Annotated in this window: 22 protein-coding genes and 2 pseudogenes; 1 reads left to right on the top strand and 23 read right to left on the bottom strand. The window is 38.2% G+C overall.

The window, feature by feature from the left end:
- Nucleotides 1-209 precede the first annotated feature (209 nt).
- The 21 genes and pseudogenes from J2S08_RS17005 to J2S08_RS16915 form a co-directional block, all read right to left on the bottom strand.
- Entirely contained in the window at nucleotides 210-788 is a 579-nt protein-coding gene (locus J2S08_RS17005; protein ID WP_307231626.1) for a TIGR01440 family protein, read from the bottom strand.
- A gap of 47 nt (nucleotides 789-835) precedes the next feature.
- The gene (gene rpiB, locus J2S08_RS17000) at nucleotides 836-1,285 is read right to left on the bottom strand and encodes a ribose 5-phosphate isomerase B (protein WP_307231623.1); all 450 of its coding nucleotides are present in this window, start codon (nucleotides 1,283-1,285) and stop codon (nucleotides 836-838) included.
- 41 nt (nucleotides 1,286-1,326) lie between these two features.
- Nucleotides 1,327-1,471, bottom strand: a pseudogene (locus J2S08_RS22605) (transposase); the annotation flags it as partial.
- Between the two features lie 148 nt (nucleotides 1,472-1,619).
- Nucleotides 1,620-2,567: a methyl-accepting chemotaxis protein gene (locus tag J2S08_RS16995; RefSeq protein ID WP_442320932.1), complete on the bottom strand. Its 948-nt coding sequence runs from the start codon at nucleotides 2,565-2,567 to the stop codon at nucleotides 1,620-1,622.
- Nucleotides 2,559-2,744, bottom strand: a pseudogene (locus tag J2S08_RS22770) (HAMP domain-containing protein); the annotation flags it as partial. The pseudogene J2S08_RS22770 and the gene J2S08_RS16995, both read right to left, overlap by 9 nt.
- A 435-nt stretch (nucleotides 2,745-3,179) precedes the next feature.
- Nucleotides 3,180-3,620 carry a low molecular weight protein arginine phosphatase gene (locus tag J2S08_RS16990; protein WP_307231619.1) on the bottom strand — a complete coding sequence of 147 codons (441 nt, stop codon included), beginning with the start codon at nucleotides 3,618-3,620 and terminating at the stop codon, nucleotides 3,180-3,182.
- 658 nt (nucleotides 3,621-4,278) lie between these two features.
- Complete coding sequence (locus J2S08_RS16985) at nucleotides 4,279-4,833, bottom strand: manganese efflux pump MntP (protein ID WP_307231617.1); 555 nt, start codon at nucleotides 4,831-4,833, stop codon at nucleotides 4,279-4,281.
- Between the two features lie 332 nt (nucleotides 4,834-5,165).
- Nucleotides 5,166-6,227 carry an L-threonylcarbamoyladenylate synthase gene (locus J2S08_RS16980; RefSeq protein WP_307231615.1) on the bottom strand — a complete coding sequence of 354 codons (1,062 nt, stop codon included), beginning with the start codon at nucleotides 6,225-6,227 and terminating at the stop codon, nucleotides 5,166-5,168.
- A gap of 380 nt (nucleotides 6,228-6,607) precedes the next feature.
- Nucleotides 6,608-7,051, bottom strand: a complete 444-nt coding sequence (locus J2S08_RS16975) for a GNAT family N-acetyltransferase (protein ID WP_307231613.1) — start codon at nucleotides 7,049-7,051, stop codon at nucleotides 6,608-6,610.
- Between the two features lie 200 nt (nucleotides 7,052-7,251).
- Complete coding sequence (gene spoIIR, locus J2S08_RS16970) at nucleotides 7,252-7,923, bottom strand: stage II sporulation protein R (protein ID WP_307231612.1); 672 nt, start codon at nucleotides 7,921-7,923, stop codon at nucleotides 7,252-7,254.
- Nucleotides 7,924-8,088: 165 nt separating this feature from the next.
- Nucleotides 8,089-8,964, bottom strand: a complete 876-nt coding sequence (gene prmC / locus J2S08_RS16965) for a peptide chain release factor N(5)-glutamine methyltransferase (RefSeq protein ID WP_307231611.1) — start codon at nucleotides 8,962-8,964, stop codon at nucleotides 8,089-8,091.
- On the bottom strand, nucleotides 8,961-10,031 hold the full coding sequence (gene prfA, locus J2S08_RS16960; RefSeq protein ID WP_307231609.1) for a peptide chain release factor 1: 1,071 nt from the start codon (nucleotides 10,029-10,031) through the stop codon (nucleotides 8,961-8,963). Before prfA ends, prmC begins: the two co-directional genes overlap by 4 nt.
- Before the next feature lie 42 nt (nucleotides 10,032-10,073).
- On the bottom strand, nucleotides 10,074-10,289 hold the full coding sequence (locus tag J2S08_RS16955; RefSeq protein WP_307231607.1) for a hypothetical protein: 216 nt from the start codon (nucleotides 10,287-10,289) through the stop codon (nucleotides 10,074-10,076).
- Between the two features lie 132 nt (nucleotides 10,290-10,421).
- The gene (locus J2S08_RS16950; RefSeq protein WP_307231605.1) at nucleotides 10,422-11,039 is read right to left on the bottom strand and encodes a thymidine kinase; all 618 of its coding nucleotides are present in this window, start codon (nucleotides 11,037-11,039) and stop codon (nucleotides 10,422-10,424) included.
- A gap of 109 nt (nucleotides 11,040-11,148) precedes the next feature.
- Nucleotides 11,149-11,349: a 50S ribosomal protein L31 gene (rpmE, locus tag J2S08_RS16945; protein ID WP_307231604.1), complete on the bottom strand. Its 201-nt coding sequence runs from the start codon at nucleotides 11,347-11,349 to the stop codon at nucleotides 11,149-11,151.
- A gap of 268 nt (nucleotides 11,350-11,617) precedes the next feature.
- Complete coding sequence (gene rho, locus J2S08_RS16940; protein ID WP_307231602.1) at nucleotides 11,618-12,895, bottom strand: transcription termination factor Rho; 1,278 nt, start codon at nucleotides 12,893-12,895, stop codon at nucleotides 11,618-11,620.
- Nucleotides 12,896-13,860: 965 nt separating this feature from the next.
- A complete protein-coding gene (gene glpX, locus J2S08_RS16935; RefSeq protein WP_307231600.1) occupies nucleotides 13,861-14,826 on the bottom strand; it encodes a class II fructose-bisphosphatase in 966 nt (321 codons plus the stop codon).
- Nucleotides 14,827-14,957: 131 nt separating this feature from the next.
- Nucleotides 14,958-16,244, bottom strand: coding sequence for a UDP-N-acetylglucosamine 1-carboxyvinyltransferase (locus tag J2S08_RS16930; protein ID WP_307231598.1), 1,287 nt, complete (start codon nucleotides 16,242-16,244; stop codon nucleotides 14,958-14,960).
- A 678-nt stretch (nucleotides 16,245-16,922) separates the two neighbouring features.
- Nucleotides 16,923-17,567, bottom strand: a complete 645-nt coding sequence (fsa, locus tag J2S08_RS16925; protein WP_307231596.1) for a fructose-6-phosphate aldolase — start codon at nucleotides 17,565-17,567, stop codon at nucleotides 16,923-16,925.
- Nucleotides 17,568-17,730: 163 nt separating this feature from the next.
- The gene (locus tag J2S08_RS16920; RefSeq protein ID WP_307231594.1) at nucleotides 17,731-18,594 is read right to left on the bottom strand and encodes a class II fructose-bisphosphate aldolase; all 864 of its coding nucleotides are present in this window, start codon (nucleotides 18,592-18,594) and stop codon (nucleotides 17,731-17,733) included.
- A gap of 941 nt (nucleotides 18,595-19,535) precedes the next feature.
- Entirely contained in the window at nucleotides 19,536-19,895 is a 360-nt protein-coding gene (locus J2S08_RS16915; protein WP_307231592.1) for a response regulator, read from the bottom strand.
- A gap of 344 nt (nucleotides 19,896-20,239) precedes the next feature.
- Here J2S08_RS16915 and J2S08_RS16910 point away from each other — a divergent pair, with 344 nt between their 5' ends.
- Entirely contained in the window at nucleotides 20,240-20,764 is a 525-nt protein-coding gene (locus tag J2S08_RS16910) for a DUF2529 family protein (RefSeq protein ID WP_307231590.1), read from the top strand.
- A gap of 186 nt (nucleotides 20,765-20,950) precedes the next feature.
- Here J2S08_RS16910 and J2S08_RS16905 read toward each other — a convergent pair whose 3' ends face one another.
- Together J2S08_RS16905 and rpoE are read right to left on the bottom strand one after the other, a co-directional pair.
- Complete coding sequence (locus J2S08_RS16905; protein ID WP_307231588.1) at nucleotides 20,951-22,561, bottom strand: CTP synthase; 1,611 nt, start codon at nucleotides 22,559-22,561, stop codon at nucleotides 20,951-20,953.
- 703 nt (nucleotides 22,562-23,264) lie between these two features.
- Nucleotides 23,265-23,807 (bottom strand): DNA-directed RNA polymerase subunit delta, encoded by a 543-nt coding sequence (gene rpoE / locus J2S08_RS16900; protein WP_307231658.1) that lies wholly within the window; start codon nucleotides 23,805-23,807, stop codon nucleotides 23,265-23,267.
- Nucleotides 23,808-25,156: the final 1,349 nt, after the last annotated feature.

Raw genomic sequence — 25,156 nt, 5'->3', positions numbered from 1 at the left:
CTTATATTGAAAATTCTTATTTCATTTTAGCACGTTTCCTAATGTTCAACAAAGGTTAAATCGCATTTTGGTGAATATTTAATCGGGTAAGCGCATACATTGTTCGTGTTTTTCGAAAACTATCCCCTTTGAATAGAAAACAAATATACATAGCAAACTGAAAAGACCCCTCTGTAACGACAAGGGGTCTTACTAAAAAAATAATCGAACTATGAAGAACATGAATTCGTTGCTTCTGTCTGTTCATAGACAGCGCGTGCTCCGCCGATTAATTTCGGCCTCGTCTTCACAAGTGTCACATGAGCATCACCAATATCTTTTATGGAAACACGCACAGGAACAGCTACATGCTTTAGATGCATGCCTATAAAAGTATCACCGATATCGATACCTGCATCTGCTTTTATATATTCAACAACAACTGGATTTCTTAGATGCTCATAAGCATAAGCTGCAAGTGCTCCGCCCGCTGTTTGAACAGGGATCACCGCTACTTCTTCTAGATCCTTTAGTGCTGCGGTCTCTTTCTCAATGACTAATGCACGATTAAGATGTTCACAACATTGAAACGCAAGCTTCACTTGATGTTCTTCTGCAAAAGCCTTCAATTCATCGAAAATCATTTTTGCCACTTTAAGCGTACCAGCCGTCCCGATTCTTTCTCCTACCACTTCAGAGGTAGAACAGCCTATCACCATCACCGTTTCTTTATCAAATGAGACTTGTGAACTGAACTCTTGAAGTACTAAAGAAAGCTGTTTCCGCCATTGCTCAATTTGTAATGTCAACGGTCTATTACACCTCCTGCGTGTAACAAGATTGTTATGAAACACTCTTAGTATGTCCTATTGCCTTCATATTCTCCAATTTTTCCTACTCGACGTTCATGTCTGCCGCCCTCATAGTCTGAAATCAGCCATGCAGTAGCAATTTCACGTGCTAATCCCGGTCCAATGACACGTTCTCCCATTGCTAAAATGTTGCTATTATTATGTTGGCGAGTAGCCTTCGCACTAAAGACATCGTGAACAAGTGCACAACGAATGCCTTTGACTTTATTAGCAGAAATGCTCATCCCTATTCCAGTGCCGCAAATCAGGATGCCACGATCAAACTCTCCGCTCGCTACCCTTTCAGCTACTGGAAAAGCAAAATCTGGATAGTCGACTGAGTCTTCGCAATCACAACCAAAGTCTTCGTATTCTATTTGTAATTCTTCTAATAGTACTCTAATTTCTTCGCGAAGTCGGATTCCTCCATGGTCTGAAGCTAATGCTACTTTCATTTTGTTGATCCTCCAATTCTATTTTAAAGGTTGTTCCTACACATTTCTTTCCAAAGTTGCTCTTAACGATGGCAAATCACGTTTTATTAGTTTGGAACTTGCACTTTTATAAGCATTGATGAACTTCGATCATGCAGATTTTGGATATAAACTAAAGATAATAAGGATGTTATCGCGATCATGATTCTACTTAACTAAAGTAAATGCGTTAGACTTTATTACTGTCTAATTTCATCCATTTTTCTTATAGATTGATGATACCATAAGAAATAAAGAAATTCATTACAACTCCACCTTAGAGGTGGGCAACTTCTCGCAACTAAAATAAAGAAAACTACACATGAAAGCGAGCAATTGTTGTTTTAAGGTTTCCAGCTTGTATTTTCAGTTCATTGGCAATGGCTTCTACATTCTCGATCACATGTGCTTGGGCTTTTGTTGCTTCTGTTACTTCTTCAGCTCCTGCAGAAGTTTCCTCGGCAATTGCAGCTACTTCTTGCGACTGCTGTGACGTTTCTTGGACACTAGCCATTTGATTATCGACAAGTACAGAAATATGTTTCACAGCATCGGCTACTTGATGAATAGTTTGCCCCATGTCCTCCATCACTCGATTTGTTGTTGTTCCCTTCTTCACCTCATGGTTTGCTGTATCAACTTGACTTGTAATGTGGACAACAACACTTTTAACATGCTGTTGAATGTTCTGTAAGCGTTCAGATATTTCTTGTACTGCATTGGCGCTTTCATCTGCCAAGTTTCGAACCTCTTCTGCTACTACAGCAAAACCTTTTCCATGTTCTCCTGCTCGAGCCGCTTCAATAGAAGCATTCAATGCTAATAAGTTAGTTTGATTAGATATATCTCCTACTAATTCAATAATTTTCTCTACTTTTTTCGTATCCTCTTCCAAGCGATGAACAGCTTGCAGTGAATGTTGGTTTTCATTTGCCAATCTTTCGATACCTCTAATAAGAGAGGCGATCACTTCTTTGCTTTCTTCTAAATCGTCGAGCATCTCCCCTGAGATGGTTTCTGACGCCTTCGCTTTTTCCTGTACTTCCTCTGCAATGCGAATAATGTCCTCTACAGACTCAGCTGTTGATTGAATAGCAACTGCAGATGTTTCTGCGCCTAAAGCGATCTCATTAATCGTTGTTGCAATATTTTCAGCTTGTTGAGAAGCTTTGACAGATTCATCAGAAATAGACAAAACACTACTGTTCGTTTGATGAAAGTTATCCTCAATTTTAAGCACGATATCACGAAGATTCCCAAGCATTGTATTGAAAGCCATACCAAGCGCTCGAATTTCATCATCTGATTGAGGAATTTGTACATCTTGTTTAATATCGCCATGACTTGCTTCTAAAGCGGCCTTTTGTAAGCGCTCTAACGGTTTTGTTAAAAATCCAGCAGCAAGAAAAGCTAAAATACCAGACCAGATAATTCCAAGCATGAGTGTTATGATCGTAAAAACAATATAATTTTGCTTTGCAAAATAATGAGGATACAAATAGTAAATATAAAACGCACTTGTTGAATAAGTAATGATTGCTAATAATGTCGTGAAAACAACTAGTTTCTTTCTCAGTCCGAATTTATAGCGTTGTTTTTCCCCCATCTATAAACCCCACTTTCTTTTATTATAAATCGATTTCTGTATGCAAAGAATCTAGTTGAGTTAGTTTTTTCCCCTAAGCACACGGCCGCTAAGAATATCTGGGTTTTTCATACACATATACGAAGCTTCTTTTCTCTCGGTTGTAAAATATCATCAATGGCGAAAGATTTCCATTGAAGCATTCACATCGCAAAACCTCCAAGGCTCACATTGAACCAGTGCGTGCTCTAAACCTGCCCCCTCTGCAAGTCCCTTAAATATTGCCCCTATTTATAACTTTTTTAACATCAGTTCAATTAACTCCTTTAACTCAGAATAGGTCTTGCGATAAACATCTAGATTCCCGCCAAATGGATCGGAAACATCCAAGTTGTTTACAGAATTTCCATAGACAAATTCTTTTAATGTATAGGTTTTATCTGCTGCTTGCGGGATTTGGCTAATAATGTGCTCTTTATGCATTGCTGTCATCGTAAAAATATATGTTGCCCACTCTACATCCTCTTTTGATAACATTTTTGATCGATGCAAATGCTCTATAGTATGCTCCTTTAAAACAGCAATTGCTTGATCAGAAGCATTCTCTCCGTTTACAGCAAAAATCCCTGCTGATTGAACAGAGTGAATTTTTGGATTTGCTTTTTGTTTTAAAATTGCTTCCGCCAATGGACTTCTGCAAGTATTTCCTGTACAGACAAAAAGGATTTTCACCTGCCACCCTCCTTTTTACCTATTATAGTGGAAGTTAAATAAAGTAGATAGTGTTTTAGAAAGCATAAAATGCCTTCTGGAAGATTTCTTAATAGAAGACGATAAGAACCGCATCAATTCCTTACATACAGGCCATGATGAAGTGAAACTTCCATCAGTGGGGGGGGTTCTCTCATCCCCCACTGATGGTTAGTTGAACCAATCGGACATTTGACTTACAGTTATCCCTACCTAGACTTCTTCGATTCCTCTTACTCCCCGAGGTGAGGGCTTACTGCCAGTTAGATGTGGGATAAACAGTTTATGTTTCATTCTTCATGAAAGGAAGCAATCGTTTGAGGAATATCATCGTTGTTTGTAACGAGCTGCAATTAAAACTGCGCTAAAATTTTGAAAAATAAGCCAAAACCCCTATTGATCTGATTAAAAGCCTGTTTATCAATATTCTTCTAAAAAACTGCGCTAAAGAAAACTAGTACTATCTCCTTACTTATATTATTCGTCACTTTACATACAATATCAAGAAAAAATGATTGAAGGAAGTAATCGGAGAATGAAAAAATGAATGCCTTTAGTGCAATTGAAGACATACTCTTCATGGTGGTGAAAAAGAGGTGAAGAAAAGAGAGAATGGAATGAAATGAAATGATATCATTGCTCAGAGGGGAATCAATAATGTGATTCCAAAAGTGAGTAGGATACTTCCACCAAGAGCCTCACTATAAGCCCCAAGTACACGTTGAGCTTTTTTCCCAATCAGTAGTCCGCTCCAAGTCAGCGTTGCTGCTACTGCCCCAAAGCAAATTAATGCAACTGCTGTTCGAGCTCCAAAGATGCCCAGCGTCATCCCAACCGAAAAACTATCTAAACTTACACTAATAGCAAACAAGATAACTCCCCAGCCTATTGGAGAAATAACATGGTTCTCTTTCGTTCTAAAACTAGAGAATAGCATCTGTAATCCTAAGATAACTAAAAGTCCACCGCCAATATATCCAGCTATCACTCCAAAAGCTGTTGTCAAAAATTTTCCAGTTATAATTCCTAACAATGGCATACAAACATGAAATAAACCTACAATTAGCCCAATTAAAAAAATTCGTTTCAAGCGAAGCTTATACATTCCCATTCCAAGTCCAATCGAAAAGGCATCCATTCCCAGTGCTGTTGCCATCAATATTAATGTTAATAATTCACCGAAAATAGCTGCCATTTGCATCTCCCCCTTTGGACTTGCTCCCTTAAAACTTATGCGTGTCTCAAGTATTTTAGAATATAGTTTCTCGTTTGTTGTTTACATTTAAGCTAAGTTACCATCAGCCGTGAATTTCTCTCCCTCCATACAGAGATTTTTATAGTAAAACCGCGATTTCTTCGAGTAATGTCGATTGAACATTTATTAGAAAAGAAGAAAGAAGTCAAATGTGAGATTTCCAAAGGACCTTAGTTTTTACGATTCCTATATTTGCTTGACAGTTAGATACGTAATAAAACACCGTTCGCAAGGACGAACGGTGTTAACTATTAGTGCTGCTTTTATTTATTTTAATTATTTCGTGGATCAGACTCTAGCCAACGATGTCCAGCTGCTTTTTCAAGTCGATTCATAATGGCGGCTCCTACACCGTCTTTAGGGAATGTTTCAGCAAATATCACATCAACATTGGATTTATTGAAATCTCGTAATGTATCATACAAACAATGAGCTACAGTATGTAAGTGATTCCGCTCACCACAAGAAAGAACTAGGTCTGCATCATAATACTTAGATGTTTCTGCTGTTGCTAAAATACCTACCTTTAATCCTGCTTGTCTTTTTTGTTTAATAAGTTCATTATATTTCTCCCAGTTGCCAGCCATTAAATACATAGGCACATTGGGTGCATAATGTGTATATTTCATACCAGGTGATTTCGGAGTCTGTTTTTCATTCATCATTGCTGGATCTAACTGTACTTTACCAATCACCCTTTCAATTGCTTCCTTTGTGATGCCTCCTGGACGCAAAATAATTGGGAACTCTCCAGAGGTACAATCTAATACCGTGGATTCAAGGCCAACTCCTGTTTCACCACCGTCTACTATTCCGGCAATACGCCCTTGGAGATCTTCCCATACATGATGGGCAGTCGTTGGACTTGGTTTTCCTGAACAATTGGCGCTTGGAGCAGCAATGGGCAGCCCTGCTGCTCTTATAAGTGCAATTGCTAACGGATGGTCTGGCATTCTGATCGCAACTGTATCTAATCCCGCAGTGACTAATGAAGAGAAAATACCATCTTTTTTCTTAAAAATAATCGTAAGTGGTCCTGGCCAAAAGGCTTCTATCAATTTCTGCGCTTTGTCTGAAACCATTTCTACTGCCTCTAGCAATTGACCTAACTCAGCAATGTGTACAATTAATGGATTATCACTGGGCCGGCCCTTTGCAGCAAATATTTTTGCGACTGCTGCATCTGAAGTCGCATTTGCTCCTAATCCATAAACTGTTTCCGTTGGAAAAGCAATCACCTCATTACGTTGAAGATAATGAGCTGCTTCCTTCAACTGTTGATAACTATTTTTTTTATCCACATCTATATCCACAATCCATTTTTTAGTTTCCATTCTTCTTCACCAATTTTCTATCTTTTTAACAATTGTTAGTAATAAGCTTATTCCTCACATCCAGTTGCAAGTAGATCGACTTGCACTCTTTTTATTTGTTTAAGCATGTCAAATTAGAAGGATTCTGAACAACTTGAGCGAAGTAAAAAAAAAGGAAACACAATCAGTTCTCTATGTTTGATGGCTATTTTTCTGTTCCTTTTTATACACGTTCATGATCATAGTACTACAATGACTTTTACTATTTCGATTCACTTTATGTTATTATAACATCTTTTCATCCTATCGATATGACATTGAATAAATAAGCTTATCCACATCAAGTGGATAAGCATTTTTTGATTGTGGACAATTATGTGGAAAATTAATTTGATGATACATCATTTTATTGTTGATTGTAATATATGCACATCATTGACCGACAATAAGTGCTTTCCGTGTGGAAAATCCGCAAAAGTGCTAGACAATTGTTCTTTTAATATTTCGTTGAAACCAAACTGTTGAAAAACTGGCAGCAGATCTTTATGATTCGTTGCTAGATATAGCGTGTAGATTCCTTTTTTAAAGGCAAGTTCCTGAATATAACCTAGCATTGCGATGACATCTGCTGATTGGATTGGAAGTCTAGTAACAAAAGATCTTAATAGACCACAGCTGCCTTGTACCTCTATTCCTATCGTACCTACTAAACGGCCTTCTGTTTCAATAAGCAAAAAATGATCAAGTGCGTTTTCCAAGCCGATTGTTGATAATTCTTTTGCTTCCAGAAATTCCTTTACCCTTTCAAAATCTGCTGTTGTTGCGTTCCGAATCGTCTTTTCCATCTTAAACATCCTCACTTCCTTTGTCTATTTCTGTCTCTATCAAGTTATATGAATGAAAGTGATGGATTAGAAGAGTCTTGCAAAAATCTTTTTTATAGATATCCACTTTGAAGACGAAACATTGTTCATTGTAGCAACTCTCGTTCATTCATTTGAATAAAAGGAGCCTTTAAAAAACGCTGCTAACATAAGAAAAATCATTAAAACAATTTACTAAATAAATCTTTTAGAAAAAAAGTCACTTTGACAGGTTCCTCTTCAACATACAGTGGTGCTTTCGTTTTTTTATCCACAACCTTTTCTTCTTGTTCAGATTCAACAGCAGGTGATTCTACGTCATTCATCTCTCCAAAACCAGGGCCTAATGATTCACCATTTGAAATATCTAAAAAGCAGAGCGGTGGAAATAATACACACCACCAGTTAGCACCTTTTCCTTCACCTAATGTAATCACGACTGCTTCGTATTCTCCAGCAGGATAAATATATTGACCATAAAGCTTTGTCGGAAATAAAACCTTATCAAAGACAATGTGGACTGCTTGATCTTTTCCTTCGCTAGCCACAATCTGTTGAGCAATTGCTTCCAGTTCAGATAAATTGGCCTGGATCACATCTCGAGCATCTTCGATTGAAGTTAGGGATTCAACCCATTTTGTTATCTGTATGTTCACGGCATCTCTAACCATTTGTTTTAAATGTTGGTCTTCGCTGCTATCACTATTGGCAAGAATCCTCAAACGAATTGCTTCCTCTGGTATCATTGTAGTTTCAGCAGCAATAGCTGTTTCTTTTTCTGGATAAGATAGTTGAAAGATTGCTGTTAAAGACAGCACAATTAGATATATGCAAACGATCCATTTTTGTTTCATTTCTATCACCGTCCCCTTTGATAGACAGTGTCGCCAAAAAAACAGGATTCTAAACTAGCAATCTAAAAGTATGCTTTAACAGTAGAGGACAAGATGAATGGAAATACCACCCGCTCTGCTTGTAAGAGGAGGTGGTAAAAATGGGAAACAGTTTCCTAACTAGGATTACATCAATAGTTGACAAAAAATAAAACGATCTTTTCCATTGATATCCTGAACTATTTCAATGCTGCTATTTGGAAAAACAGCTTTGAGCATTGCCTCTACCTGTTTCCCCTGGTCTGCTCCAATTTCAAAGACAATCAATCCATTGTCCTTTATGATTTCAGGAAGCTGGTCTGCTATCCTGCGATAATAAAGCAAACCATCCTCTCCACCGAATAAAGCTTGAGGTGGTTCATGATCCTTCACGACAGTTGAGAGCAGCTTTGCATCACCTTTGGGAATATAGGGAGGGTTTGATAGCACGATATCGAATGTTTCTTTTCTATCGATGAGCGGTATACATAAATCTCCTTGATAAAACGTGACATCTGCTTGCAATTGAGAAGCATTTTTCTTTGCAATTTCGAGTGCTTGTGAAGAAATATCGGTTGCTGTTACTTGCAAAGAAGGATTCTCTAATTTCATTGTCACTGCAATAATCCCGCTTCCTGTTCCTACATCTACTAGCTTCTGGTTCAACTTTGTTTGGCGGGCCGTTTGTATTCTTTGCAGTGTGCCCAATACTAATTCTTCTGTTTCTGGACGGGGAATTAAAACATGTTCGTTCACAAGAAAACGGCGGCCATAAAATATTTCATGCCCAATGATATATTGAACAGGCTTTCCTGCTGCATGCTGTTTTACTGCTTTTTCAAAGCGTTTTTGTATTTGTACATCGACAGGCTCTTGCAGACTTGCTAAAAGCTGCGACCGATTTTTATCCAGCAAGTGCTGCAACAATAGTTCTCCTGCATTGTAATCTCTGCCACGCTCCACTAAAAAAGAAGAAGCCCAGCGAAGGACTTCAAATACCTTTAATGATGATGAACCGATCATTCTTGCACACGCTCAAGTTTACTAGATTGATCTTCTACAATGAGTGCATCAATAAATTCTTCTAACTTGCCTTCTAAAATTTGATCCAGCTTCTGGATGGTTAAACCAATCCGATGGTCTGTCACTCGATTTTGAGGAAAATTATACGTACGAATACGTTCCGAACGATCTCCGGTACCAACAGCTGATTTTCGATTTGCATCATATTCTGCCTGTGCTTCTTGTTGAAACTTATCATAAATACGAGCACGCAATACTTTCATTGCTTTTTCTTTATTTTTGATTTGCGATTTTTCATCTTGGCAAGAAACGACAATTCCTGTAGGGATATGTGTTAAACGAACAGCAGACATCGTTGTGTTTACACTCTGGCCGCCAGGTCCGCTTGAAGCAAAAGTATCAACCCGAATATCCTTTTCATGAACATCGACTTCCACCTCTTCTGCTTCGGGCAAAACAGCTACTGTCGCTGTTGAAGTATGAATGCGGCCGCCAGATTCTGTTTCGGGAACACGTTGCACACGGTGAGCACCATTTTCGAATTTTAATTTAGAAAAAGCTCCTTTTCCATTTACCATAAAAATGATTTCCTTATAACCGCCAAGTCCGGTTGAGTTCGCATCAATTACTTCTGTTTTCCAGCCTTGATTTTCGGCAAAACGGCTATACATGCGATACAAGTCTCCTGCAAATAACGCCGCCTCATCGCCCCCAGCAGCACCGCGAATTTCCATAATAACATTTTTATCATCGTTCGGGTCTTTTGGCAGTAAAAGTATTTTCATTTTTGCTTCTAAGTCTTTTAAATGTTCTGCTAATGAATCCATTTCTTCCTTCACCATATCCCGCATATCAGGATCTAGTTTATCTTCGAGCATCATTTTAGCATCTTTATACTCTGAATTCATTTCTTTATATTCACGATATGTTTCTACTGTCTCTGCAATACTAGACTGTTCTTTAGAATATTCTTTCAGTTTTTGTGGATCACTCACAATTTCTGGATCACTCAGAAGCTCGTTTAGCTTTTCAAATCGCGCTTCAACAGCATCTAATCGATCAAACATGATACTTCACCTCGAATTTTTCAGCATAACAGTATTATTATATTATACACAAGCGTCAACGTAAAGGCGCTCTTCTTTCACTTTATCTACTTCAGTACCTATCAATTGTGTATTAGTTAATGGAACATTGTCTGCAACACTAGGAAAATTTGAACGTACATCAGTACCATATTTGTCTGGTGTTTCAGTATTGTTGAAGTGGCATGCACTTGTCATCATTAACAGACCTGTCATGAAGAGTAGCAAATATTTCTTCATACAAAAACACCTCCTTGCTTTAGGTTATCCCACAGCAAGAAGGGTATACGATTTTTCATTTATCACTATATCCTTGTAGGCTTGATGCCTGGTTAAACATTGTTTATAAATTTATGGACAAATACTCACTGCTTATTCCGTGAGTTCCTGTTCTTTTTTCAGCTGCTGAGAAATGCCTTTTGGGACAACATGGTGGTGGCGACAGCGAGCCTCATAAGCTTCGGAAGCACCAACTAGGATAAGAGGATCATCATAGCAAGCTGGTTCACCATTGATCAAGCGTTGTGTTCTACTTGCTGGAGAGCCGCAAATTGTACAAACGGCTTGTAATTTTGTCACTTGTTCTGCAATGGCCATCAATGCAGGCATCGGCCCGAATGGCTCACCGCGAAAATTCTGGTCGAGACCGGCTATCATTACTCGATAACCCTCGTTTGCAAATGTTTGGGCAACCTCCACTATGCCATCATCAAAAAACTGCGCTTCATCTATGGCAATGACATCTATCTCACTATGAACATGCTCTCTTATATCACTAGCCGACGCTACTGGCTTTGCTAAAAAGCTTGTCCCATTATGAGAAACAACTGCTTGTTCACTATAGCGATTATCCAGCTTTGGTTTAAAGACTATTGCATTCTGTTTTGCAAATTGTGTTCGCCTGACACGGCGAATCAATTCCTCTGACTTTCCCGAAAACATGCTGCCACAAATAACCTCTATCCATCCTGAGTGTTTCATCTCATACATGCATCTATAAACCTCCTCACTGGTTCCTTAAAACCAACGACCAAAGTCTAACATTTTTATAGTATTTCCAAAACAAAAAAACAGGCAAGCACTCTTGCCCGTTTTTTTCTTATTTAAGACCATATTTTTTGTTGAATCTATCAACACGGCCATCTGCAGCAGTAAATTTTTGACGTCCTGTATAGAATGGGTGACATGCTGAACAAATTTCTACACGTACCTCTTTATTAACAGAACCACTTTCAAATTCGTTGCCACAAGCGCATTTTACCATTACTTTTTTGTATTCTGGATGAATGCCAGCTTTCATTTTTTTCATCTCCTTAAAGCCCTGAGTCATCTGAAACAGAGTATTTATTTCGATACGATAGCAAAGGAGCCATCATAGCTATGTTCAAAAACACACTGGAATAATTATAACAAGCTCATTTTCGAAATGCAACAATTCATTTTTTAATGAGTGAACTCTATTAAGCTTGCCCTAATCTTGAGTGCTGAAATAGAAACGATGCATTTTAATAATGGGTGCGGATTCTTCCTTCTATTTTTATACGATACGAATGTTTTGTGCGTCCTTTTTAACGCCTTGCCACATTGTTTTGTTTAAGTTCGGAAGTAAGCATGTCAAAAAATTCATCGTTATTTTTCGTTTGCCGTAATTTCCGTAAAAATCGCTCTGCGAAATCTGGAGTGTCAGACATCGTCTTTCTGATTTTCCATAATTGATCTAATTTTTCTTTTGGAATCAACAGCTCTTCCTTCCTTGTTCCAGAGCGGCGAATATCAATTGCTGGGAAGATCCTCCGTTCAGCAAGAGATCGGTCTAAGTGAAGCTCCAAATTACCTGTGCCTTTAAATTCTTCATAGATGACATCGTCCATTCGCGAGCCAGTATCAATCAATGCTGTTGCTAAAATCGTTAAACTTCCGCCTTCTTCAATATTACGCGCTGCTCCAAAAAAACGTTTCGGCCTATGGAAAGCTGCTGGATCTATACCTCCAGATAACGTTCGACCGCTTGGAGGTATCACGAGGTTATAAGCACGCGCCAATCGAGTAATGCTGTCCATTAAAATAACGACATCTCTTTTATGCTCGACTAAACGCATTGCTCGTTCCAGTACCAGCTCTGCTACTTTAATATGATTTTCTGGAACCTCATCGAAAGTGGAGCTGACAACTTCAGCATTAACAGATCGTTCAATATCTGTCACTTCTTCTGGACGTTCATCAATAAGCAGTACAATGAGTTCGGCTTCTGGATGATTCGTTGTAATGGCATTTGCTATTTCCTTTAATAGTATCGTTTTTCCTGCTTTCGGCGGGGCAACTATTAATCCACGCTGACCAAAGCCAACTGGAGTAATTAAATCCATTATTCTTGTTGATAAGTTTTTTGGAGCAGTTTCCAGACCAATTTGTCGATCTGGATATAAAGGGGTTAAGCCAGGGAAGTGAACCCGTTCTTTAGCAGATTCAGGATCATCGCCATTCACTGCTTCTACATGGAGAAGCCCAAAATAACGTTCGTTTTCCTTTGGAGGCCTCACTTTACCTGAGACTTTATCTCCGTTTCGCAAATCAAAACGCCTGATTTGTGATGCCGATATATAAATATCTTCTGAACTTGCCGTATAGTTAATCGGTCTTAGGAATCCAAAGCCTTCCGATTGGATAATTTCCAAGACCCCTTGCATAAAAAAGTAGCCTTCTTGCTCTGCTCTAGCCTTTAAAATCGCAAAAATGAGCTCTTTTTTTGTCAGTTTGCTGTAATAAGAGATTTTATAAGCTTTCGCCAACTCATAAAGCTCTTTTAGTTTCATATTTTCAAGACTTGAAATTGTTAAATCTGCCATTTCTACACCACACTTTAGTTTTTTCGATATTCGATTTTTATGATGACTGTATTTTTTTAAAGAGGATGATACCATTCTACCCATTATTTGCTTTTTTATCGGTCAGGATCATTTTTTGAGCTTGTTTGCCTAAAGGAATGTGTTCGAAAATTAGCTGAATTAAATACATTGGCCATTCATGAAAAACGGGAGAATTGTGTACATAATTGCACTTAATCATTATTTTTCAGGCATCAAACATTGATTTTCAGCGGCTTGTTGAACAACCTCTAAAAGAAGCAAGAAGGTATAAGGGATGATCATGGAAGGTAAGAAATGATTCTTAGTAAGATGTTTACTTGAGAATCAAGACTGATTGACTTTCTGTGTCCTCTCACAGCGTTTCATAAGACAATACGTTTTTTATTCTTTTCTTCACATTATTTTTATATTTAACCACATATATTCTTACAAATAAAGAACTTATTTAACCTATGTTTCATATCGATTCAAATGGCTAAAGTCCTGCCATATCATCGGGGCTGGCCCGCAAAAGATCGTTTGATAAAAATTGGGGAGGTAAATTAGTTAGTGAACTACTCACCACTTATCGACTTTGCGGTCTGATTGAAGTGGGAGCTTCTTGGGAACTAGATACTTTTGTTAGCTATCTATATTTACCAAGCTATAAGGGCAGTCCCTGCCCCTAGAGAAAATACAATATTTTGGCTTAAGGCTAACCGAAAATTCATCTCCCACTTTCATTGGGCTAAGCCCTTCCCCATTTAGAAGTGGGAGAATTCTTTTCGGAAGCCCAGTTAAAAAGTGAAAATTTTTATCGACAGGGGCTTTGTATCCCTTTTCCGAAACCGTATTCTTAAGAAATAGATGATATACGTGAAACTATCTTTTCTTGAGGAGCTCCCACATGAAAATGATGAACCAATCATTTTCATGTGGGAGACACTTCATTGACAGAAAATATTCTATGGCTCCATTACAAGGTTTGGCTTTTTCTTTAAACTATGCCTTCCGTCTACAAAACGTACAGTCCCAGATTTTGCCCTCATCACGACAGACTGAGTGGAGCCGTAGCTTCCTTTAAATTGAACGCCGCGCAATAGCTCGCCGTCTGTAACACCAGTTGCTGCAAATATGGCATCGTCTCCACGAACAAGATCTTCCATACGCAATACTTTATTCACATCAATGCCCATTTTTTTACATCTTTCTATTTCCTCATTATTTTGAGGCTTTAACTTGCCTTGAATTTCTCCGCCAAGACACTTTAATGCTACAGCTGAAAGTACTCCCTCTGGAGCACCGCCAATACCAAACAAAATATCGACGCCAGTATTATCAAAAGCAGTATTAATTGCCGCCGCTACATCGCCATCGCCAATTAACTTAATGCGCGCCCCAGCTTCGCGGAGCTGAGCAATAATATGATCGTGACGGGGACGATCTAAAACAGTGGCAACAACATCTTCAATATCTTTGTTTTTGGCAGCAGCTACTGCCCTTAAGTTATCTATAACAGGAGCATTTATATCTATTTTTCCTATTACTTCAGGGCCGACAGCGATTTTTTCCATGTACATATCAGGTGCATGAAGTAAATTTCCATGATCAGCTACTGCTACTACAGATAATGCGTTCCAGCTTCCAGATGCAACGATATTAGTACCTTCAAGTGGATCTACAGCTACATCGACTCCGGGACCATATCCAGTCCCCAGTTTCTCGCCAATGTAAAGCATAGGCGCTTCATCGAGTTCTCCTTCTCCAATGACGACTGTTCCTTTCATTGGGATTGTGTCAAAAACGTTTCGCATAGCAGTAGTGGCAGCATCATCTGCTTCTTCTTTTTTTCCGCGGCCCATCCAGCGTGCAGATGAGAGTGCTGCAGCTTCTGTTACACGAACAAGCTCCATTGACAAACTTCTTTCCATTTGTTGTTTTCCCCCTAAATATGTCCTTTATCGGAAAAGTGTGCTTGGTTCATAGCATATTTATGCATAATATTGTAACACATTTCGTATGAAATGGTGAATAATACTCCTATTTATTGATAAGCGGATAACTATGAACTTTTCAGTTGTTGAATCTCATGATCCGATAAATTTTCTCTCCAAACATTAGCGCCTAGTCCTGTTAGTTTTTCGACAAGCTTGCTATAACCTCTATCAATATGGTCCAAACCTGTAATTTCCGTAATTCCTTCTGCCATTAGGCCAGCAATAAATAATGCAGAACCTGCTCGCAGGTCGGTTGCCTTTACTTTTGCCCCCTGCAATGTAGAAGGGCCTTCAATAATGGCAGAACGTCCTTCCACTTTAATATTCGCATTCATTCTTCTAAGCTCATCGATATGCTTAAAACGGGCAGAATAAATCGTATCAGTTACAACGGATGAACCATTTGCTTTAGTCAGCAAAATGGTGAATGGCTGCTGTAAATCAGTTGGAAATCCTGGGTAGACAAGCGTTTTAATGTCAACTGCCTTTAAGTTTTTCGAAGAACCAATAAAAATGTGCTCGTCTCCTATTTCTATTGGCACTCCCATTTCGCGAAGCTTTGCAATCAATGATTCTAAATGAAGGGGAATGACGTTGTCAATGAGGACGCCCTCTCCGACAGCTGCGCCTAAAATCATGAATGTTCCTGCTTCAATACGATCAGGAATAATTGTATGGCGGCAGCCACTTAAATGTTCTACACCTTCAATTCGGATAACGTCCGTTCCAGCACCTTTAATCTTTGCTCCCATATTCGTCAGAAGTGTTGCAACATCAATGATCTCTGGTTCTTTCGCTGCATTTTCTATAATTGTTTTGCCTTTTGCTCGTACAGCTGCAAGCATAATGTTAATTGTTGCGCCGACACTCACCACATCTAAATAAATGCGGGCTCCAATAAGTTCGTCAGCACGAAGATAAATGGCTCCACGCTCATTTGTCACTTTTGCACCGAGCGCCTCGAAACCCTTTATATGCTGATCAATTGGTCTTGGTCCTAAATTACAGCCTCCTGGCAGTCCTATTACCGCTTTTTTAAATCGGCCAAGCATTGCTCCCATTAAATAGTAAGAAGCACGTAATTTTTTTACTCGTCCATTTGGGAGCGGCATGGAAACCATGCTGCTTGGATCAACCATCATTTCTCCATTTTCAAAATGAACTGTCCCACCGATCTCTTCTAATAGCGCTTTTAATGTTTCAACATCAGATATCTCAGGAAGACCTTCAATTGTCACAGGAGACTCCGCTAAAATCGTAGCTGGAATTAATGCGACTGCACTATTCTTAGCTCCGCTTACTTTAATAGTACCTTTTAGTGGCCGTCCGCCTGCGATTTTAAGCTTTTCCATGTTAGACTCCCTTCCTTACTGATCCATCTTTTCTTTCCAGTATCATGTTGTTAGTAGTATTTTCCATAATTATAGTATATACAATTTTTTAATGAACATGTACTACCTGATTGGCAATATCGATCTTTGCGTATATTTTCATTTCGTTAAGCTAAAAAGAGGTAGCAAAAGAACGTGTCGCCCTATTGTTTACTCTTACATTAGAAAAAACCTTCATCAGCGGAAGGGCATTCATCCATGGACATCAAGCGAACGAAAATAGAGAATAATCCTTTTCCTACAAGAAGCCGATATCATAACACTCCATACCGCTAGTTTGATGATTGCTAAGTATTTATCCCTCTAAAGAATAGGAGCATTTATTAAACGCTGCGAAATCTCAATTGCAAAATTGTACAAGTGAACACGTTAGGCTGTACTTAAAAAAGAGGAAGCAGATGCGGATTGTCCCCGCTTGGCAGCGAAGATCTAAGCTTTTGAGGCGGGGCTCAACCCTTTAGATGAAAAAATCATCATACTATTCCACTTACTTATAGCATGTCTTCTATCATTTTCCATATTATCTGAAAACACGCTATATAAAGCATATCAGATCAGCTGCACCCTATGCTTCAAATGCTTCTTCCTATTCTGTTAAAAAAGGGGAGTATTCATGTATCCTTTGTACGCATATTAGGATTATTTCCGATTTTGCCAATCGTTTAAAAATGCTTCGATTCCTTTATCTGTTAGTGGATGATGGAATAACTGCATGATTACCTTATAAGGAATCGTTGCAATATGCGCTCCATTTAATGCTGCCTCTGTTACATGCTGAGGATGACGGATTGATGCCGCAATAATCTCGGTATCGATGTCATGAATAGTGAAGATATCTGTGATCTTAGCTATTAACTCCATTCCATTATGCCCAATATCGTCTAATCTTCCTAAAAATGGGGAAACGTAAGTCGCGCCAGCACGTGCTGCCAGCAATGCTTGATTAGCACTGAATACAAGCGTCACATTCGTTTTAATTCCCTCTTTAGAAAAAAGGTGAACTGCTTTCAATCCATCTGGCGTCATCGGAACCTTAATAGTAATGTTGGGAGCAATCTTTGCAAGCTCGCGGCCTTCTTTCACCATTCCTTCTACATCAGTAGCAATTACTTCTGCACTTACAGATCCTGGTATAATGCTTGTAATTTCTTTTAAGCGATCATGGAAGGTAATGTTTTTTTCTTTTGCCACAAGAGAAGGGTTTGTTGTTACACCAGATAGTATACCTAGTTCAGCTGCATTTTTTATTTCCTCAAGATTAGCTGTATCAATAAAAAATTTCATGTTTTTTCTGTCTCCTCTAAAATGTTATTTTTAAAAAAAGTAAAAAGTATATTTAAGCGTTCACTTGAAAAATGAACCAAAACCGCCTTCATTTGGACAGGCGGTTTTGAAACATTTCGTTCTCCTCTAAAGAAGATAAGAGTCAAAGCTTAGAGCGACAAGATTAGGCCTTTTGAGAAGAGCCAAATTCACGCATTTTACCTATTACTGTTTCCTTGATCGCTTCCCGAGCTGGTCCTAAATATTTACGTGGATCATATACGTCAGGACTTTCCGCTAAGACTTCACGAACTCTTTTAGCGGAAGCTATTTGATTCTCTGTATTCACATTTATTTTAGCAGTTCCTAAAGAAATAGCTCTTTGAATATCCTTTGTTGGAATTCCTGTTCCACCATGTAAAACAAGGGGAACACCAGTTAATTTCATAACTTCTTCCATTCGATCAAATCCTAGGTTCGGCTCTCCTTTATAAGGGCCATGAACAGAACCTAATGCTGGTGCAAAGCAGTCAACACCAGTTTCGCGTACCAATTGATCACATTCAGCTGGTATTGCATAAGCTGCTTCCGCATCTTCAACGACCAAATCATCTTCTTGACCACCAATTCGGCCAAGTTCTGCTTCAACAGAAACGCCATGAATATGAGCAAGTTCTACAACTTTTTTTGTTAAAGCTATATTCTCTTCCAGTGGAAGATGGGAGCCATCAATCATTACAGACGTAAAGCCAGCATGGATAGCTTCTGCACATTTAACAAAGCTTGAACCATGATCAAGATGAATCGCTACTGGAACTGTCACATTGTATTCTTCTATTAATGCTTCCACCATCTTGACAGTAAATTTAAAGCCGCCCATATAACGTGCAGCTCCTTCAGATACACCAAGAATTACTGGTGATTTTTCTTCCTCTGCCGCTTGCAAAATTGCTTGCGTAAATTCTAGGTTATTTAAATTAAACTGACCAACAGCATATCCTTCATTTTTCGCTTTTTGCAGCATTTCTGTCATTGAAACTAATGGCATGTTTTTTTCCTCCTTTGATTCTATCTAGATGTCATTTCAAATTGTGGTGCATTCCATCTAAAATGGAATTGAATCTTTTTTTCTATCTTTTCATCAAACTGCTTTACTTTTTGCTAAACGGCGACATCCTTATTATCTAATATCAGGACATTGTCATTAGGCAAAAAAACATGGAAAAATAATGCTAATTGAAAGGTTGTGCATGAAAGCACAATTTCGTTTTATCATTTGTATAATACCAAAACAACCGTATGATTACCATCAAACATACATATTTTTTGAAAAATATTTTTTAATTATTGCGCTTAACGGAGTATTGTTTGCTTTTTTAACGATTAAATGAAACTGCTATTCATGGAGTTTTCCCCTCATCTTCCATTAAGAGGATTCCAAGGTACAAACAAAGTTGTTCTCAAAAAAATCACTTTTTTCTCTTGCGATCCTGTTACAAGAAGCTCTGATAGTCCCAAAAATTATCCCCATCAAAGCTGCTTTTATTACTTTGAATCATAAAGTAGAAGGCTTATTGTCATTGAAATGTGAGATGTAATGAATAGGCTTTAGACGAAGTCCGGTTTACTGGCATTTTGATCAAAGGCAGAGGTGCAATTACGAAAAAAATGAATGATGAATATAAATAAGAGGTTGGATTCTGTAGGATTAGAATCTGCCAATTGTTTCTAAATAATAACATATGATGTAGAGGCGGTTACTAAATGGTTCATCAAAAAATCCTATCAGTACGTTTTTGAGTCAATACAATACTGTGGGGAGAAATACTCCCCATCCGACTAGTCAATAAGTGAACAAACTGAATATAGGAAAATCAGATAAACGCTTACTATCTGATTAAATCCTTTTCATAGAAGCTGTTTTTTGAATATATCGGCAGGTTGATGAATTAATGATGAAGTAATCCACTGCTAACAATCCTATAAACTTTAGGAAATATATTGTTTAACAGCCTGGCGGATATCACTGATGTCAAAAGGTTTGGCAAAATGGGCAAGTGCTCCTAATTCCTTCGCTTCTTGTATCATATCAAGCTCACCATATGCAGTCATAATAATGACTCGTATATCTGGTTCAATTTTCTTTATGCGTTTTAAAATTTCAATACCATCCATTCCTGGAATTTTCATATCTAATAAGACGAGATCTGGAGAATGTTTCTTTGCAATTTCTTGCGCCTGTATTCCGTTTGCCGCTTGGAAAATGTTGTAGCCCTCTTTTTGCAGGACTTCATTCAGCAAAATGCGAATGCCGAATTGATCATCCACAATCAGTATTTTCTTATTCATCTCATCCACCTCTTTTTTCTATTTTGTTCAAAGATTCGATGTTTTCTTCCAAAACGATTCTCCTTAACACTTCTCCCCGCAAGTATACTTCGAGAACTGCCCTACATTCTCCTGCTAATTACAAAATTTTTATTTAATGGGAGACAAGAAATAGCGCTTTTTTATTTATTATCGTAATATATTAGAGAAGTGCAATTGATGATCGGAACTGTCGTTATCCATGACATCCATCGCACAACTCGCACTGAACAAGAAAAAATAGCTGCTCATGTATAAGCTTCTTACTATTCTGACTGTTTAATAGCCAATTATTTATTGACACGCATGACAAAAGGAGCGTTTTTATGTTAAAAATGTTTACAACTCAGTTAACTGGAAGATTTCAGCAATGCCAAAAAATCAATGAGGAAATGATTGAAGATGGTGCGCGATTACTAGCCCAAGCGATTGTTGGAGAGGGTACAATATACATAAAGGGATTTCACGAGATGGAAGCTGTTATGTTCGAAGCGTTGGAAGGAATAGAGCCGCTAAAGAAAGCAAAGCCTTTTACAGACTTGATATCACTTTCTACTACAGATCGACTTCTTCTCATTACCCGATATTCTCATGACAGTGAGGCAGTCATGTTGGGTGAAGCACTTCTGGAAAAGCAGATTCCTTTTACTGCTATTTCTACACATATCACTTCAGAAGAAGCTAACTTAACTGACTTAGCAGATGTACATTTAAATCTCGGTTTAACAAAAGGGGTGCTGCCGGGAGAAAACGGTGAACGTTTTTGTTTCCCAAATGCGTTAGTAGCACTTTATCTATATCACTGTCTCAAACTTAGTCTCGATGATATTTTAGTTGACTATGCTAGATAAAGTGAAACTTCCATCAGTGGGGGTTTTCTCTCATCCCCCACTGATGGCTAGTTGAACCAATCGGACATTTACTGGCAGTTAACCCCCACCTAGACTTCTTGATACTCTAACTCCCCGAGATGGGGGTCTTACTGCCAGTTAGATGTGGGATAAAAAACGGTATTAACAGAGAAAAAAGACGCCATTTTAGTATGCGGCGTCTTTTTTAGTTAATGCTGCTTCAATAAAGCCATGAAACAATGGCTGAGAGCGAGTTGGTCTGGAAGTAAATTCCGGATGAAATTGTGTTGCTACAAACCATGGATGATCTGATAATTCAATAACCTCTACTAATTGCTTCTCTGGATTTATACCAGAAAAAGATAAGCCAGCTTTCTCCATTTGCTCACGATAAACATTGTTAAACTCATAACGATGGCGATGCCGTTCGTAGACTAGTTCTTTATTATAAGCAGCAAATGCCTTCGTTTCTTGTTTTAGCTCACACGGATATAGGCCTAGACGAAGTGTTCCACCTAGATCTTCCACCTCTTTTTGTTCAGGCAGCAAATCAATGATTGGATGCTTTGTTTCTGGATTTATTTCTGTCGTATGCGCATCTGCAAGACCGAGTACATTCCTCGCAAATTCAACAACAGCCAGCTGCATACCGAGACAAATTCCTAAGAAAGGAATCTTGTTTTCGCGTGCATATTGAATCGCCATTATTTTTCCATCTACTCCCCGATCTCCAAATCCTCCAGGAACGATGATGCCATCTGTCTCTTTTAAGAGCTCATTTACATTTTCTTCATTAACTTGTTCTGCGTTTATCCAATCAATCTCTACATCCGCATCAAAGTCATAGCCAGCGTGCTTTAATGCTTCCACAACAGAGATATAAGCATCTTGCAGCTCTACATATTTTCCAACAAGTGCAATCTTTGTTGTCTTTGATAAATGGGTAACTTTGTCCACTAAAGCCTTCCATTCTGTCATATCTGCTTCATGGCAATCTAGTTTTAAATGCTGACAAACAATGTCATCGAGGTGCTGATTCTGAAGAGCTAAAGGAATAGCATATAATGTGTTTGCATCTTGGACCTCAATTACTTCATTTGTATGGATATCACAAAACAATGCAATTTTATCCTTCATTTCTTGTGAGATTGGTTCTTCTGTCCGCAAGACGATTACATTCGGCTGAATTCCAAGGCTGCGAAGCTCTTTCACACTGTGTTGTGTCGGTTTTGTTTTCATTTCTCCTGCAGCTTTTAAGTATGGAACAAGGGTACAATGAATATACATCACATTTTCATGACCTACATCCGATTTGATTTGACGAATTGCTTCAAGGAAAGGCAATGATTCAATGTCGCCGACTGTCCCTCCAATTTCTGTCATCACAATATCAGCATTGGTTTCACGAGCTGCACTGAATACTCGGTTTTTAATTTCATTTGTAATATGTGGAATCACTTGTACAGTTCCACCTTGGTAATCTCCACGCCGCTCTTTTTTCAGTACTTCAGCATACACTTTACCAGTTGTAATATTGCTGTATCGATTTAAATTAATATCGATAAAACGCTCATAATGGCCTAAATCCAAATCCGTTTCAGCACCATCATCCGTTACAAAAACCTCACCATGTTGATAAGGACTCATTGTACCAGGGTCCACATTTATATAGGGGTCGAACTTTTGGATGGTTACTTGTAAACCTCTATTTTTTAGCAAACGTCCCAATGAAGCTGCTGTAATTCCCTTCCCTAATGACGATACGACACCGCCAGTAATAAAAATATACTTTGTCACTTTCTTTTCTCCCTTCATACATTGTTCCTTTTACATCCATTCTTGCAGAACAACATTTGTACTACCCATAGTTTTCCGGATAAAGTGATACTTCACTCATTGGGATTTCTCCCCAGAAGAGGATCTCAAAAGAAAAAACTTTCTTCGCAAGGTCCCGCTGTCGAAGCAGTCCTTTCCTATTGCAACACATGTGATCTGAGTCCTCGAAAAATGTACAATGACGATTCAAACACTTTCCATTTCGGTACGAACCAATCGGACAAAAACGAAATAGAAGTGAGAGATGAGAAAGGAACTTGCTTCCCAATCACTTCTCACTTCCCATCCCTAGTATTGGTGGATATGGGATAAAGTGAAACTTCCATGAGTGGGGGTTTCTCTTATCCCCCATACAAAGGATCTCAAGCTAAAAGCACGACGTCCTCGAAAAAGGAAACCGCTTTTTCTTCGTGCGATGTTGATTCAAGAAGCTTTCCTTATCCTGTAGGCCCGAACCAATCGGACATTTGACTTTCAGTTATCCCCCACCTAGCGCTTCTGATTCCTCTTACTCCCTAAGGTGGGGGGCTTACTGCCTGTTAGATGTGGGATAAAAAATAAAACGCCCCACTTACAACAATGGTAAGGGAGCGCTCGGTAATTTCGTTCTTTTTAAGGAGCCCAAATAAAATACTACCCATCTAAATAAAAGAAGTCAAGTGGATTATTCTTCTTCTGCCTCTTCCAGCTCATCTTCTGAATCTAATTCAAATTCATCGTCATCAATGATCTCTTCATCATCAAATTCTTCCTCGTCTTCTTCAAGCTCTTCATCAAATTCTTCAACTTCTTCATCTTCTTCATCATTCTCAAGAAGATCATCTTCTTCATCAAATTCATCTACATCGTCATATTCTAGATCGTCGTCTTCCAAAAACACTTCTTCTTTCACTTTTTTACCTTTTTTCTTTTTCGTTTTTACTGATGGCACCACTTCTTCATCAATTTGATCGATCGGATACCAAGCACGAAGTCCCCAGCGATTTTCCCCCAAAGCCATAAAACGGCCGTCAATATTCAAATCTGTGTAGAATTGAACCATTCGAGCTCGTACTTGCTCTTCAGTCAATTGAAGTGATGAAGCAACTTTATCTAATAATTCTTTAAACGTCAGCACTTCTTTTTTGTTTTTAAAAATACTGTGTGCGGCATCAATAAAAGATTGCTCTTCAAGATTTTCAGTCGGTAATTCTTGCAGGCTCAACATCGGCACTTCCTTTCCCTCTTTAACACTATTTATCCCGCATTAACTGCTGGTAAGACCCTCATATTGAAGGGCAAGTTGTTCTGTGATGAACTGCTGGAAAGTTCCATTCATTATTTGAGACATGATCATTATTCAAGCTTTAAAAAAATGTAAAATATAATGGCTTTTTGTTGGCTTTTTAAGCTTGTTTTTTAGAAATGGCTCATCCTTGTTTGAATGGATTATTTCTTATCTCAATTTACTAAATGAGACTAACGGCTTTATTCTACCTTTTAAATGACAAGACAACAATACTTAAAACAAATAATTTTTAAGTATTAGCTTAACCGTAATGATTAAAGATCAAGATTCCTGCTTAAAAGATCGATTCTTCCATTAAGTGGGAGAAGCACCTCCGTCAGATCGTTTTGAATGTTGTAGATTCATTCAAGTACAACATGATTTTTCCTACAAATGCAGAAAATCATACTTGCCTTTAAAAAATAAGATTACAATATGGAAAAAATCGTACTAATCATTATAAACAATTTCTTTGCTTTTATGCTAGGCTGCTTAGATATTTCCCTCCTAATCTTTTCGCTTTTTAGGGGCATTTCCTTTTTTTGAACAAATTACGTGGGAAGCGTACTTGTGAGTGGTTTATGTCTTGATACGCTAAATAAAATAAGTAAAAAGATATCATCAATAATGGAATTGCTCCTAACATCCTTTGATATAGCATAAATGTTATAATGCAAACCCCAACGAAGACAGCATATTTCAATAAATATCTCACTAGATCGCTCCCTTCTTTCTTTATATGATACTTATTTTGTTCCTATATTCCCTTTTTGTACAGCTTAACTTTTTATCATCTATTTTCGCAAGTCCCTTTCCTTCTATGCTAAAAGTGATAAGGAGATAAGCAGCTAAAAGATGTCGAGGATTCATTCAAACAGCAGCATGTGAAGAGATATTAATAAGGAGTACTATACTTATCAAAATGTCATTAGTGGTTACCAATTTGCGAGGGACAGTTCTTTTATCTCGACAGGATGCCCCTTTCATTTCTCTGATATGCACAGCAAATTGAAACTTCTTGCACCTAATTGTTCGGTTTGAAAAGAATGTCTGCTATCAATTAGGTGAATGGAGAACCTAATTGATAGCAGATTGTCGTGATACTTCTTGTTTTTTGCCATGGAAACTCCCATTCATATAGAAAACATTTTATATCTTACTGTTCTTAATGTTGTGATAATGAACGGAAGCATCATGTGCAGCAAACAAACTAGATGCAGACATAAAGTGAAACTTCCATCAGTGGGGGTTTTCTCTCATCCCCCACTGATGGAAAATAGAACAAAGGC

Source organism: Bacillus chungangensis, assembly GCF_030812995.1.
GTDB classification, from domain to species: domain Bacteria; phylum Bacillota; class Bacilli; order Bacillales; family Bacillaceae_C; genus Bacillus_CF; species Bacillus_CF chungangensis.
This window is presented reverse-complemented; position numbering and strand designations above follow the sequence as displayed.

Coding starts and splice junctions, on each gene's coding strand:
- fsa (WP_307231596.1), bottom strand. CDS start 17,567: ATGAAATTTTTTATTGATACAGCTAATCTTGAGGAAATAAAAAATGCA.
- rpoE (WP_307231658.1), bottom strand. CDS start 23,807: ATGTTGAGCCTGCAAGAATTACCGACTGAAAATCTTGAAGAGCAATCT.
- rpiB (WP_307231623.1), bottom strand. CDS start 1,285: ATGAAAGTAGCATTAGCTTCAGACCATGGAGGAATCCGACTTCGCGAA.
- spoIIR (WP_307231612.1), bottom strand. CDS start 7,923: ATGAAACAAAAATGGATCGTTTGCATATATCTAATTGTGCTGTCTTTA.
- J2S08_RS16995 (WP_442320932.1), bottom strand. CDS start 2,567: ATGCTTGGGAATCTTCGTGATATCGTGCTTAAAATTGAGGATAACTTT.
- glpX (WP_307231600.1), bottom strand. CDS start 14,826: ATGGAAAGAAGTTTGTCAATGGAGCTTGTTCGTGTAACAGAAGCTGCA.
- J2S08_RS16950 (WP_307231605.1), bottom strand. CDS start 11,039: ATGTATGAGATGAAACACTCAGGATGGATAGAGGTTATTTGTGGCAGC.
- J2S08_RS16980 (WP_307231615.1), bottom strand. CDS start 6,227: ATGGAAACTAAAAAATGGATTGTGGATATAGATGTGGATAAAAAAAAT.
- J2S08_RS16930 (WP_307231598.1), bottom strand. CDS start 16,244: ATGGAAAAGCTTAAAATCGCAGGCGGACGGCCACTAAAAGGTACTATT.
- prfA (WP_307231609.1), bottom strand. CDS start 10,031: ATGTTTGATCGATTAGATGCTGTTGAAGCGCGATTTGAAAAGCTAAAC.
- J2S08_RS16955 (WP_307231607.1), bottom strand. CDS start 10,289: ATGAAGAAATATTTGCTACTCTTCATGACAGGTCTGTTAATGATGACA.
- J2S08_RS16985 (WP_307231617.1), bottom strand. CDS start 4,833: ATGGCAGCTATTTTCGGTGAATTATTAACATTAATATTGATGGCAACA.
- prmC (WP_307231611.1), bottom strand. CDS start 8,964: ATGATCGGTTCATCATCATTAAAGGTATTTGAAGTCCTTCGCTGGGCT.
- J2S08_RS16920 (WP_307231594.1), bottom strand. CDS start 18,594: ATGCCATTAGTTTCAATGACAGAAATGCTGCAAAAAGCGAAAAATGAA.
- rpmE (WP_307231604.1), bottom strand. CDS start 11,349: ATGAAAGCTGGCATTCATCCAGAATACAAAAAAGTAATGGTAAAATGC.
- J2S08_RS16975 (WP_307231613.1), bottom strand. CDS start 7,051: ATGGAAAAGACGATTCGGAACGCAACAACAGCAGATTTTGAAAGGGTA.
- J2S08_RS16915 (WP_307231592.1), bottom strand. CDS start 19,895: ATGAATAAGAAAATACTGATTGTGGATGATCAATTCGGCATTCGCATT.
- J2S08_RS16910 (WP_307231590.1), top strand. CDS start 20,240: ATGTTAAAAATGTTTACAACTCAGTTAACTGGAAGATTTCAGCAATGC.
- rho (WP_307231602.1), bottom strand. CDS start 12,895: ATGGCAGATTTAACAATTTCAAGTCTTGAAAATATGAAACTAAAAGAG.